At 41.6% G+C, this 13,307-nt stretch carries 8 protein-coding genes; 7 read left to right on the forward strand and 1 reads right to left on the reverse strand.

All coding sequences use genetic code 11. From position 1 onward, the window contains the following. Positions 1-6,165, reverse strand: a complete 6,165-nt coding sequence (locus ACEQZT_RS01380; protein ID WP_370086482.1) for a hypothetical protein — start codon at positions 6,163-6,165, stop codon at positions 1-3. A 638-nt stretch (positions 6,166-6,803) separates the two neighbouring features. Between ACEQZT_RS01380 and ACEQZT_RS01385 the strand changes: the two genes are divergently transcribed. The 7 genes from ACEQZT_RS01385 to ACEQZT_RS01415 all read left to right on the forward strand — a co-directional run bounded on the left by ACEQZT_RS01385 (position 6,804) and on the right by ACEQZT_RS01415 (position 13,300). Then, positions 6,804-7,796, forward strand: coding sequence for a VWA domain-containing protein (locus tag ACEQZT_RS01385; protein ID WP_370086484.1), 993 nt, complete (start codon positions 6,804-6,806; stop codon positions 7,794-7,796). Beyond that, positions 7,793-8,596 (forward strand): hypothetical protein, encoded by an 804-nt coding sequence (locus ACEQZT_RS01390; RefSeq protein ID WP_370086485.1) that lies wholly within the window; start codon positions 7,793-7,795, stop codon positions 8,594-8,596. Before ACEQZT_RS01385 ends, ACEQZT_RS01390 begins: the two co-directional genes overlap by 4 nt. A 107-nt stretch (positions 8,597-8,703) precedes the next feature. Further along, on the forward strand, positions 8,704-9,882 hold the full coding sequence (locus tag ACEQZT_RS01395) for an acetyl-CoA C-acyltransferase (protein ID WP_370086487.1): 1,179 nt from the start codon (positions 8,704-8,706) through the stop codon (positions 9,880-9,882). 64 nt (positions 9,883-9,946) lie between these two features. After that, a complete protein-coding gene (locus ACEQZT_RS01400) occupies positions 9,947-11,248 on the forward strand; it encodes a toxin-antitoxin system YwqK family antitoxin (protein ID WP_370086489.1) in 1,302 nt (433 codons plus the stop codon). A gap of 50 nt (positions 11,249-11,298) precedes the next feature. Continuing rightward, positions 11,299-12,435: a M23 family metallopeptidase gene (locus tag ACEQZT_RS01405; protein WP_370086491.1), complete on the forward strand. Its 1,137-nt coding sequence runs from the start codon at positions 11,299-11,301 to the stop codon at positions 12,433-12,435. 21 nt (positions 12,436-12,456) lie between these two features. Continuing rightward, complete coding sequence (locus ACEQZT_RS01410; protein ID WP_370086493.1) at positions 12,457-12,774, forward strand: potassium channel family protein; 318 nt, start codon at positions 12,457-12,459, stop codon at positions 12,772-12,774. A 94-nt stretch (positions 12,775-12,868) separates the two neighbouring features. Then, complete coding sequence (locus ACEQZT_RS01415) at positions 12,869-13,300, forward strand: hypothetical protein (protein WP_370086495.1); 432 nt, start codon at positions 12,869-12,871, stop codon at positions 13,298-13,300. The last annotated feature ends 7 nt before the right edge of the window (positions 13,301-13,307 follow it).

Here is a 13,307-nt window from a genome sequence, read left to right on the forward strand (position 1 = left end):
CTACTTCTTAACCACAATAGAAAACGACTCTGCATAACCGAGAACTTCCATCTTAATCGTGTATCTACCTACCGGCAGTTGAGAAACAGGTACTTTGATTTGATTTCCAAATACAAATGAATCTACTGGATAATACCTTCCTGCCATATCGTATAGCCACAATCTAAATCCATTCTCCAGCGCCTTTGAGTCTTCGATTTGAATGTTTACGTAATCACTGGAAGGGTTTGGATAAAGAATCCACCTCGATGCTAATCCATCTGCGTCCACAGCAATGATGGAAGAAGTAGATGATTTTCCATCAAAATCCATCTGAAGTAATCTGTAATAATTTATTCCCTTAGATGGTGACTGATCTTTGAAAGTATAGTCTAATGGAGTGGACGAATCTCCAGCTCCCTGAACCTCTCCTATCATATCAAAGGAGACTCCATCGTTACTTCGCTGAATGATAAATTTCTCATTGTTCTGCTCACTCATGGTTTGCCAGCTGAGAGAAACAAAATTATTTTCCATTCTTCCATTGAAGAAACTCAGCTCAACAGGCAAGGCTACATTATCATTACCCGGACTATAGTGCGGTACGAATGATGAAAATGAAGATATCCCGAAAGTAAATGACTTACCCAGACTACCAGCATCGGCAACCATTGGCTGATGTGAAGTACGTGTCCCACCAGATACAAATGGGTTCAGATCGTCAATACCGGATATTTTGGTAAAGTGAATACTATCCGCCTGAAAATCATCAAGGGTATTTGGATCATACCCATCCGCCACTACTGCATCTCTAAGATCGATTGGCTCAGCATCTAATGAATAGAATCGTAAGTAAACATCTGAACTTGGTTGAGTAGTTGGAGCGATCCACCAGTTTCGGTTCATAACAAACTCATCCTGAACACCGGCAACTGTCTGCTTTCTCACATTTGATTCTCCACTTAAAATTCTCACTGCCCAACAGGTGCTTCCAAGATTGTTCCCCACTGGATTAATGGAAAACACCAGGCCACCATTATTATCCACTACATGAATCCATTGATACCCATTCAAATCCAGACAATTTGATCCACTTACCTGATAGTCAGCCTGAAGAGATCGTAGACTAACCACAGTAGAAGGCAATCCTGGACTTTCCGGATCAAAAGGATCCGTATCAGTGAGAGCTTCTATGTAATCTGGTATACCATCAGCATCAATATCTGAAACCAGATTAATGGGTGCATCAGCACCCCCTGCTAGTAAGACAGCTTCAAGACCATCAGTAATCCCATCCACATCAGAGTCAGAACCACCAAGTGCTACCGGATCATCCGCATCTGCAGGATTTGTGTCATTAAGTGCCTCATAGTAATCCGGTATACCATCACTATCCGTATCTGTGGAAAGATCAGGATTTGCGGCTCCTCCAATATTACCTATATAAGTTTCGAGTGCATCCGGAATACCATCATTATCAGAGTCTGCATCACCGGAAGATATCGGTTGGTTTCCATTAAATGGATTGGTACCCGAGGCAACCTCTATCCAATCGGGAATACCATCACCATCTGTATCCGTAATTCTCGAAATAGGTCCAGTAGCTCCATTATCGATTAGTATCTGCTCAAGAGCATCAGAAATGCCATCACCATTGATACCGGTATCATTGATCCCTTTGTTTGGTGTTGCTCCATCAACATTATCATCATTTCCTCCATCCACCACAGGATCATCTCCATTGGTTTCGTCCGTACCATAAGCAATTTCAAAGTAATCAGGAATACCATCAGAATCTGTATCAGTAGTAAGATCCCGGCCGGTACCAATGCTAATATTGACTGCTCCTGAAAGATCAATATTATCAAAAACCAAAGTGGTTCCATCAAAACTCGCAGCAGTGGCTATTCTTATTGTTCCATTCGTAAAATCTGCATCATCATCAATGATCAAAGAAAAATCCGTAAGCGCATAGGCTCCATAGCCTCCCCCTGTCAGATCGAAGGATAAGGTGACAGTGCCAACATCCCCCGTTTCGGTTATTCCCCAGATACGTGTAGATCGCTCTGTGACTGTGGCTGGTAGATTTGAAGTGGTGGACGTAATTACTCCTCCATCATGTCCCCAAAACAAGTAGTCTTCGTGATTGAGACTGGAAGGTGAGCTTACTGTCAAAATAGCCGAAGCATCAAAGCTCCTATTGCTACTAACGCTTAGACCATGATCGGAATTGGCTCCTATGGCAGCAATCGCATTTGCATAGCTCGTTAGATTATAAAGGTTTGTACCATCATTGTATGTGTACCCTGTAGTACTGATGTCTAGTTCAATCCCGTACTTGATAGCCAAATAAGAGGTAATATCTCTTCGCTCATTATCTGTCAACCTTGCTGAGAAACTAATGATTTCACCGATAGCTCCGTTGTAATAATCACCAGAGCCTGCTAGGTCATCCCCTAACCTGTAGGTCTGATTAGATAAATTAGCAAAGGTACCGGGATTGGTTGCATTGTCTATTCGCTCTCCATTAGAATAAATTTCTTGTCCATCATTAGTGCCGTTCACACTGGAATTAAAGATGGTACCATCCGAATATGTTACTGATGTACTGGTCTGCCCAACCCGATAATCAGCACTTCCACGATATAAATGTGACACTACCTCATCAGTTAATGTGGAAGTGACATTGCCTCCCAATGCGAAACTTGTAAACTGACCTGACTCAAAGCCTACTACTGTTCCTGGCCCGGAATTATAGCTATAGGTTACATCTGGATTAACAACCATGAAGTAATCATGCGAATAAAATCCACCAGATCCATCCATGATATCATCAGCCCCATCAAAATCAAGGGCCGGCATATTACCAATAGCATTGGCTACATACAGAGGTCGAGTGCCTCCTGATCCGGTTGCATTGTTACTCCCCGCCTGATCAGTCCAGGTGGTCACTGCGGCACCCGGAGTTGTGGTACTAGTACCTGCATCTGCTCGCAACCATAAAGACATATTTGCATGCAGGCTTGCTTCAACAGGCACACTTACCGTAAAGAAATCATTGTCTGAAAATGACACATTTACAAAAACAATGGTATCTCCAGAGAAGTAGGAGCCTTCATATGAGGTTGTTATTGTAGAAAAATCATTGGACGTATTGACCAGTAGGTGATACATCCCTTCTGACTTAACTCTACGGTTGAAGTTTGTGATTCCACCCACATAAACCTTAACAGTCACTGGCCCTGGAGAACCGGTAACGTCTACCTGCCATTCTGTTTGCATTCTTTCTTCAAAAGCAGCAGGCAACTCTGTTGACTGCACGAGGGTTTTATCCGTCGCATCACTCCCCCACAAAACATAATCACCACTTCCCAAACTGGAACCACCAACAACATTTACAATCGCATCGCTACTCCCACTTATCGAGGAAGTTTGTGTCAGTCCATGATCAAGATTAATTCCTATACCCGCAATATCATTTGCGTAGGACGTGTTATCGTAAATTGACACACCTTCAGAAGTATAGGGATCAGAGGAAATATCCAATGTAACTCCATATTTCAAGGCCAGATAGGAAACAACGTCCCGTCGATCAGAGTCACTCAGACGAGTGTCATAGCTGATCACTTCCGCTATTTTTCCATCATAACTATCTGTGTTATTGAAGTTATTACCTAGACGAAAATAGGAATTGGATCTATTGGCAAACGTTCCACCATCGCCAGTGCTTCGCAATACATCATCAATCAAAATATCCTGACCTGTCGCACCTGCATTATTTCTGGAGTTCAATATAAAAACAGGCCCTTCTATGCTAGCAACGGCATCTAAATAAGCTGATCGATAGGTATTTACGGCATGCCCCACAAGTGTATCTCCCCCATTTATTCCAAGATACAACCCATCAAAAGATCCGTTTCTAAGACCAAGAACAAATCCATTTCCACTACCTGCCTGAACAGTAGCGTCTGGCTTCAGCACCATGAAGTAATCATGTGTATTAAACCCTGCAACTCCATCAAGAAAGTCGTCAGAAAAATCAATGGCATCATTAAAGTTTACTTCATTCTCCAGCAAAGTTGGTTTTTCTGCATTATCACCTTGATCAGCATCGTTACCATTGCCACTCACATCTGCCCAACTGGTTACCTGATTGGAAGCGTTCACACTAACACCATCTTCTGGTCTTAACCATAAGGTGAGCCCGGCCGAAACTCCTCCAGGAGCGATGGTTTGAACATCACCGCCCAGCGTGAAAAAATCTCCATCACTTAAATGGACATTTTCAAAAGAAAGCAGGTCCTTGCCCCCTTCCCGTGTGACATTCCCTCCAAGTACCAGGGTGGAAATCGCTTCATCACCAAGATCAGTAGGCATGGTGGCTGTCTCTGGCGCCACAATGAGATTAAGTGTGGTATTGTCCTTATCTACGGCCAGATTCGTGATGTCAAAAGTTAGTGTAATGGTCCCTACATCTCCTGTCTCTTTCACTTTCCAAATTCTTTGTAGGCGATGAGTGATTCCGGTGATGACATCATCCGTTGTGAACGTATTCTCGCCATCATCATTTCCCCATACCAGGTATTCGCCATCATCCAGGTCAGAGGCATTTCCCATACTTACAATGGTAGCATCGTTGATGCTTTGGCTCGTCTGCTGGTTTAGGCCTTGTGTTGCAACATTTCTACCTATTCCTGCAACATCGTGGTGGTAGGTCTGATAAGCGGCATCTGAGGTTCCTGGCCAAATGATAGTGGAACCATCTACCTGATAATCGAAATTAGTAGTTGCACTTGCGAGATCTTCATCCAAAGTAATTCCATACTTGATAGCGAGATATGTCTCCACATCCGCCTTATCACTGTCACTTAGCTTGGCACTGTAAGAAATGACTTCAGCAATGCCTCCCTGAAAGTCATCCGTGAAGTCAAAACCATATCCTAAAATGTACGCTCCATCAGCAAAATCCGTGTAATCTCCATCTGGATCAACTTCGATATTATCAACCCGCTCTGCATTTAAATATAGCAATTGGCCATTATCGGTTGCATTCCAGCGGTCGTTAATGATGATCGGATTGGCAAGTACATAATCACCCCCAGGATCTTGAAATGCTGAACGATACCCATCCGCAGGGAAAATAGTATGGGTGATTACCTCATCAGTAAACTGTGTAGTTGATGATCCCAGCTCCAAGCTGCCTATATCACCTGGTTGATAGCCAATTACGTCTCCAGTTTCCTCTGAGCTACTGCTTATAAAATCAGGATCAATCACAACGAAAAACTCCCTTGTGTAAAACCCCGCTGAACCCTGCAGATCCGAATCATCAAATTGAAGAACCGGGTTGTAGTTGATTGCCGAATCCAAATACCCAGGATTAAAAGCCGTTCCGAATTCCTGGCGAGCGTGATTTTGTCCGGCAGCCATATCTCCCCATGTTGCGACAGTTGCTCCTTCCGTCAAAATAGGTCCATCTGCTTTCAACCATAGGGATAGTCCAGTGGAAACATTGCCCGGAGCTGCATCGGATGTTCCATACCCTGTAATGATGAAGTTATCAAAACCAACACCCAATCCAACTGTTTCTCCATCTAGGCCTCCCTCGGTTCCAGATTGGAAGTTAACCCTAAACCTTGCTTGCGAATTGTCATTAAGTGTACTGGGCAAGATTATTGATGCTCTCTCCCACCCTCCATTATCTCCGTCCCAACCATCCTCACCTAATGCAGTAACATTATTGTCATTATACCAAGATAATCCTTCAGTACTGCTACCTAATAGATTCCAGTTGCTACCACCATCTACTGAATACTCAATATTAAAACCATCCTGCTCATTGTTGAAAAGCCCGGCCCCAGAATCATCTGTGTCGTACCTAACATCAACTGTTAATACTAAACCATAGTAACCAGTCAAATCGATAACCGAGCTAGTGGTGATCACATTTAAGTTTGATGAGTATGGATTGAAACTAGTAGGATGTAGATAATTTCCATCTGACCCAGCTAGAGCGGCATCAGCATCACGTGTCCAGTTGGTTGATGACCATCCCTCAAAGTCCGCTTCAAAGTCATCAGAATAGATAATTGTTTGGGAAGAAACATCTAGAGGGTGAAGAGTAAGTAAAATCAAAAGAATTCCTGTTAACCAAAAAATCCTAGCAGTAGTCAAGCTTCTTTCCATAGCACAAAGCATTTTAATTAAAAAAATAGAGCAAATACCTAATGTGTTTTCATACTAATTTTTAACAAAAAAAGGCACAATAATTTCCTTCACTAAATAAACATAATATTTATTTTAGTTATAACGTTTTTATGTAAATTTTTTACAATTCACATAGATCAATAATAACGGTGATGATTCTTTAAATTCTTTCTAAATCAAAAGCAACATTGCGTTTAATCATACTTAAAAGCCAATTCAAAGAATATATATCATTTAATACACTCCCTATTTAAATGATATTTTAATTGATAGCGGTGATAGCCTGTATCAACTAGTTCTATATAAAAATACTCATAAAAAATTTAATATAATTAATATTTTAAATATTGTCAAATTTTTTATTTCGTAATTATGCAAATAAGATTACCATAAATTACAACATAATCTTGTATTACGATATTTTATTCTGTTAGTTACTTAATTTACAGTGTAAAATCATTATTATTTGTATTTATCTATAACTAATTTAGTTAATTAAGAAATTACTTATTCCATCTAACTACTTCCAATATTTACAACTTATAAAGTCTCAATGACTTGATTACAGTTCATCCTTAAAAAATGTTAATACATAAAAAACTGGTTTAATCCATTAAATGGATCGGTTAGATTTGCCACCCATGAAATGGGTCAACTCAATAGGTGCATTTGAACTGGTGCTCGCAGGAAGTTTCGTACTCCTGTATCTGGCGTTTATTTGGAGAGTAATTCGAACCACGCAACGACTTGGACTTCCCCAAAGGAGAGTTTTAATTAAGACTATTTTGCGAACCATCTACTTCGGTCTTATTATCACTGCATTATTGGGACCAAGCTTTGGGGATACTTCAAGAGAAGTAAAAACAGTAGGAAAAGATATCTTCATCTGCATTGATCTGAGCCAGTCTATGAATGCAACAGATGTTCAACCATCAAGATTGGAGAAAGTGAAGTTTGAACTCAAGAATATCGTTGAAGCCTTTAACTCAGACCGAATAGGATTGATCATGTTTAGCAGTGAGGCATATATGCAATGTCCGCTGACTTATGATAATAATGCGCTCAACCTATTTATCCAAACTCTCAATACGGACATGGTCCCAAACTTTGGAACGGACTTTGGGCCTCCCCTCGAAATGGCGACTGAAAAACTTATAGCAGATGACACAGTGATTACCCGTTCAAAATCCAAGATCACAATTCTTATCAGCGATGGGGAAGATTTTGGTGACAACACGGATGAAATCGCTGAGGAGCTGGAATCTGAGGGAATCACCTTGTTCACCTTAGGTGTTGGCACAAAGCAAGGAAGTAAAATACCTACCAGAAACGGTTTTAAAACGGATAAGAGCGGCAATGAGGTAGTCACGCAGCTAAACTCCACCTCATTGGAAGAACTAGCAGAAAACACAGGAGGAGAATATTTCGAAATAAATGAATCAAGAAACGATGTGGCTCGTTTGATTAGTGCAATCAATGGTGTAGAAGGTGAAATGAGAGATGCCAAGCAAGTAGATGCTACTCAAAATCGTTATTTCTATTTTCTGGGTTTAGCATTGTTTTTGATGCTAATGGATGTGGTATTTAGTGTGAAACTGATAAAACTATGAGAACTTTTTTAGTAATTATACTCGCGGTTTTAATCAACGATCCGAAGGAGATCGCTAAAATCAATTCACTTAAGAAAGAAGCAGAGGCAGCTTACCTGGCAAAAGATTACGAACTAGCACTTTCCAAATACACCATCCTGCATGATTCTTTAGGGGTTGATGACCCAGCCATAAAATTGAATTTAGCACACTCCCACTATCATCTAAACGACACAGCAGGTGCCAAGCTTAATTATGGAAAGCTTACCTCTTCCGGCAACAAAAAAATGAAATCCATTGCACTGCAGCAGCTTGGCGTGATGAGTAAGGATGCCGGAAAACTTGAAGAAGCACTACAGCAGCTGAAGTCAGCCATCAAAGCTGATCCAACAAACCAAGAAGCCCGCTACAACTACGAAGTGGTGAAGAAACTTCTCGATGAGCAAAAGAAGCAGGAGCAACAACAGCAAAATCAGGATCAGCAGAATAAAGACGGAGAAGAAGAGCAGGAGCAGCAAAATCAGGATCAGGAACAGGACGGAGAGCAGGAAGATCAAGAAAAGAAAAACGGGGATCAGCAAAAATCTGATGAAGAAAAGAAAAATGAAGAGCAACAAAATCAGGAGCAGCAAGAGGGAGAAGAGCAAGAACAGGAAAAGTCTAAAGAACAAATGACCAAGGAGAAGCTTGAAGAAATGGGTATCACTGAAGAAAAAGCCAGGCAGCTGCTGGAAGCGATGCGACAAAGTGAAATAAAATACCTTCAGCATCAGCGTAGAAAGCCAACCAAGCGGCCACCAAGCGGCAAACCAGATTGGTAAACAAATCCGGACTATTTATTCCCATCTGATTTTACGATCTTTGCGTCCCGAAATTGAACCTTCGGGACTTTTTATTGCTTTTAATCTCAAACGACAAAATATCTAACATGAAAGAAGTTTACATAGCATCCGCAGTTCGTACCCCAATCGGAAGTTTTGGTGGCAAACTTGCCGGATTTTCTGCAACTCAACTTGGAACATTCGCCATCAAAGGAGCCTTGAGTAAATCGGGCGTTTCGGCAGATCAGGTACAAGAAGTTTACATGGGAAATGTGATTTCAGCCAACCTGGGTCAAGCACCTGCAAGACAAGCATCGATTGGTGCAGGCATTGGTCACAATGTACCATGTACAACTGTCAACAAGGTGTGCTCTTCAGGAATGAAAGCTGTGATGCTGGGTGCTCAGTCTATCATGCTAGGCATCAATGACGTGGTTGTAGCTGGCGGTATGGAAAGTATGTCAAACGTACCATACTACGTACCTAAAGCACGATTTGGCTACAAGTATGGTCATGGCCAGCTCGTAGATGGATTGATGCATGATGGCCTTTGGGAGATCTATAATGGATTCCCAATGGGTAATTGTGCTGAGAACACTGCGAAGGAAATGAACATCTCCAGAGAAGCGCAGGATGAATACGCCATTAATTCATACAAAAAAGTGGCTGCTTCCACTGAAGCTGGAGAGTTTAAAGATGAGATCGTACCGGTAGAGATTCCACAGCGAAAAGGAGACCCGATCGTGATGGATGAGGATGAAGAATTTAGAAATGTAAACTACGACAAGATTCCATCACTTCGACCTGTATTTGACAAAGAAGGAACAGTCACAGCTGCAAACGCATCCACCATCAATGATGGAGCATCAGCCCTGGTATTGGTGAGTAAAGAGAAAGCAGCGGAGCTTGGCCTGACTGTGCTCGCTAAGATCAAAGGGTTTGGCGATGCTGCGCAGGAGCCAATTTGGTTTACTACCGCCCCTTCCCTTGCCATTCCAAAAGCATTGGCGCATGCCGGTGTAAAGCAGGAAGATGTTGACTTCTGGGAGGTGAACGAAGCTTTCGCGGCTGTTGCTATCGCTAATCAGCAAAAACTGGGACTGGATGCCGACAAGCTAAATGTATTCGGAGGCGCTGTTGCAATGGGCCACCCGCTAGGGACTTCAGGTGCCAGAATCATCACTACATTAATAAATGTGCTAAACAAGAAAGGTGGTAAGATTGGCTGTGCAGGTATTTGCAACGGAGGTGGTGGAGCTTCTGCTATCGTGATCGAGAAAGTATAAAACAAAGCGTTACAATTTATAATTTAGCCCTGCGTTCCTTTTCGTAGGGCTTTTTTTATTCACCATGATCAAGATATTGACCTTTATCGCTTTCATTTTTAATTCACTACTAGGACTATCTCAAACCAAGATTAAGACTTACTATGATCAGGGGCAGCTTAAGGAAGAGTACCTCGTTCTCAATGGCGACAGTTCACTTGTAGATGGAGCGTACAAGATGTATGACCCTCTGGGAAATGTAATTATAACCGGCAACTTCAATGCTGGATCTAAAGAAGGCACATTCTACAACTACTATCCTGATGGAAGCATCCAAAGGCAAACGGTTTACAAAAATGATTTAAGAGAAGGGCTCACTCAAATTTTTACTCCTGACGGAAAAATTATTCAAGAAGCCAGATTCGAGAACGACACTATTGTCGGAGAGATCAAACTTTACGATAGCGAGGGTAAGCTCAAAGGTGAAACGGCATTTGAAAATGGGAAACCAAATGGGCCAGTACGCTCCTACTTTGAGAATGGAAAAGTGAAGGAAGAAATTAACTATCAGGATGGTAAGCCAAACGGAATTACTCGTCACTATTATGAAAATGGGAACGTGCAGCTTGAGGCCAATTATAGTGGGGGCCTTCTTGATGGCGACTACAAAACCTATTACCCGTCCGGAAAGTTGGAAATGGAAGTGGTAAACAAACGTGGTGATCGTACTGGTTCTGTAAAGATGTATTATGAAAACGGGCAGCTAAAAGCTACCGGAAAGTATGCTGAAGGAGCCTTACAAGGCGACTATCTTGTGTACTTTGAAAATGGAGATACCAAGAGCGAATACAAATACAAAGACGGTCATCGGATTGGAAAAAGTCTGGATTACTATGAAAATGGAAACATAAAAATAGAATCAAGTTTCTCGAACAATGGACTCAATGCATTCATCAAGGAATACAATGAAAAAGGCAAGCTCATAGCTCAGAAAGAACTAGCTAATGAACTCCCATCTGGTACCTGGAAATTGTGGGATTATAAAGGAAATCTACTCTCTATTGCTCGCTATGAGAAAGGAAAGTTGCATGGCGTACAGGAAACATTTGACAAAGGTCAAAAGCTGACCATCACAGAATATCGCTTTGGCAATAAGTATGGACCTTTTCAGGAATTTTACCCATCCGGAGATCTGAAAGTTTCTGCAAATTATGAGTTGAATAAACTACAGGGAGCATACACGTCCTACTACAAAAATGGCCAGACAGAATACGAAGGTAAGTATGTGAGAAATCGACGACATGGAATGTGGAACTACTATGATAAGAAGGGAAATCTGATTGAAGTCATTACTTACAAGCACGGAGAGAAAGTGGAAGAAAACTAGGTCCTCCAATATTTTCTCAACTGCACGGGTCATATTCCGTAGAAAATAAAATGACCGTCAAGATAGCCACCACTTCCCTTGTACTTCTGCTGCTATTTGGATGCACTGAAGAAAAGATCCCTGAGCGATTTTATCCAAGAAATGATCATCATGCCTATTCGTATTCATTAAAGCAGGCCAATCTCCTATCTACAGCATTGGGAAAAGACTGGCTAAAGGCCGCTGAAAAGCCCTTTAGCCAGCAAATCAAGGTGAAGCTACCCTATCAGGAAGCCTTTGTTTTATCACCCCTAAAACCAGATGCGATCGGCTACAGGTTTGATGTGAGAAGAGGGCAGAAAATACTCGTGGATATCAATCTGATAACTGACGACACCACGCAAGTTTTTGTGGATTTGTTTAGAGTGGAAAATGACTCGCTAAAGGAATTCCTGCAAGTAGCTTCTGCTGATAGTACTCTTCAGCTAGGTTTTGAACCAAGAAAGGATGCTTCCTATTTATTGAGATTGCAGCCAGAGCTGCTTCGTGGTGGCCACTTTTCTATCACGATTGAAAATGTACCTACACTTGCTTTTCCTGTCGCTGGAAAGGACAAAAGAGCCATCCAAAGTGTATTCGGCGATCCCAGAGATGGCGGTCGAAGAGAACATCATGGCGTGGATATTTTCGCTAAAAGGCATACACCCATCATTGCACCCACCCGTGCAGAAGTGCGTTTTGTGGGTGTAAGGGGATTGGGTGGAAAAGTGGTCTGGTTATATGATAGGGAGCGTGGTACTAATCTATACTTTGCCCACCTTCAGGAACAGAAAGTGAAGAGGTATCAAATGGTGAATCCGGGTGATACTATAGGAACCGTGGGCAACACTGGAAATGCACGCTACACCCCTCCTCACCTACATTTTGGTATTTATAAAAACGGCCCGATAGATCCATACGCACACATTGTACCTGAGTATGAAAGACCAGACCCACTCATTCCCGATACTATTTTGCTTGGAAAAAGCATAGAGCTAGCTTCCGATCTCATTCTAAAATCTCAAATGGATTTATCATCACACAACCTAGACACAATCATGGCTGGTGGAAAGATTGCGATTAGTGCGGTTAACCACAACTACCTCCGTGTCATTGATGAAAATGGCACAACAGGTTTCATTCATAAAAGGGAAACGCGCAAATTCTGAGGGAATTACTAACTTGAAACCATGATTTTCTTCAGAACAATTAAGGCATTTCTGGCGGATAAGGAGTATCGCGATCTTTTGCTAACTGTTGTTGCCATCCTCATCCTGGGCACAGTCGTTTATCACGAGCTAGAGGGCTGGAGCTATTTGGATGCATTCTACTTTTCGTTCATCACCCTTACCACTATCGGGTTTGGTGATTTTGCTCCACAGACCGACGCAGGTAAAGTCTTCACCATTATTTATATCACGATTGGAGTTGGAATTATTCTAGCTTTCATTAACATCTTGTACTCACACTACAACAAGACGATCATAAAGCGTAACACGAAGAAATAGGTTTAGTTATCTGGACAGTAACTAACTTAAGAAACCCCAAACATCTATGTTTCATTTCGTGAAAATCTCACTATCTTAAGAAAAAAAGACTATTATGAGAAAAATAAAAAACACGATTTATGGATTGATTGTCTTGTCATTAGCATCATTTAGCTGCGGCGATGATGATGGGGGAAGTGCTGATTACATTGCGCAGTTTGTTGGAACCTGGCAATCAAGCATTATCACATCAACTGGTTGCAGCAACCCCGATGAAAATGGCACATTAAACTGTGACCCATATTGCTTTCAAATCACGATTGAAAGTGATGGATCTTACACCCTTATTGATGCAATAGATCAAACTACTGAAACAGGAACATTGACGGCTACAGAGAGCAGATTTACTTTATGTACATCTGGAAACACTAACTGTCAAGAAGGAGAAGATGGCTATAGCTTTAGTAATGCAACTACTTTCACTGCCACATTCACAGATGATGAATCTCCAGGTTGTGTTTTTTCAGCAACTTTTAACAAACAATAATTTTAAA

It is taken from the genome of Ekhidna sp., from assembly GCF_964218185.1.
Lineage (GTDB): Bacteria > Bacteroidota > Bacteroidia > Cytophagales > Cyclobacteriaceae > Ekhidna.

Excerpts from the sequence above, each read along its gene's own strand:
- ACEQZT_RS01405 (WP_370086491.1), top strand. The coding sequence starts at position 11,299 with ATGACCGTCAAGATAGCCACCACTTCCCTTGTACTTCTGCTGCTATTT.
- ACEQZT_RS01385 (WP_370086484.1), top strand. The coding sequence starts at position 6,804 with ATGGATCGGTTAGATTTGCCACCCATGAAATGGGTCAACTCAATAGGT.
- ACEQZT_RS01400 (WP_370086489.1), top strand. The coding sequence starts at position 9,947 with ATGATCAAGATATTGACCTTTATCGCTTTCATTTTTAATTCACTACTA.
- ACEQZT_RS01415 (WP_370086495.1), top strand. The coding sequence starts at position 12,869 with ATGAGAAAAATAAAAAACACGATTTATGGATTGATTGTCTTGTCATTA.
- ACEQZT_RS01380 (WP_370086482.1), bottom strand. The coding sequence starts at position 6,165 with ATGGAAAGAAGCTTGACTACTGCTAGGATTTTTTGGTTAACAGGAATT.
- ACEQZT_RS01410 (WP_370086493.1), top strand. The coding sequence starts at position 12,457 with ATGATTTTCTTCAGAACAATTAAGGCATTTCTGGCGGATAAGGAGTAT.
- ACEQZT_RS01390 (WP_370086485.1), top strand. The coding sequence starts at position 7,793 with ATGAGAACTTTTTTAGTAATTATACTCGCGGTTTTAATCAACGATCCG.
- ACEQZT_RS01395 (WP_370086487.1), top strand. The coding sequence starts at position 8,704 with ATGAAAGAAGTTTACATAGCATCCGCAGTTCGTACCCCAATCGGAAGT.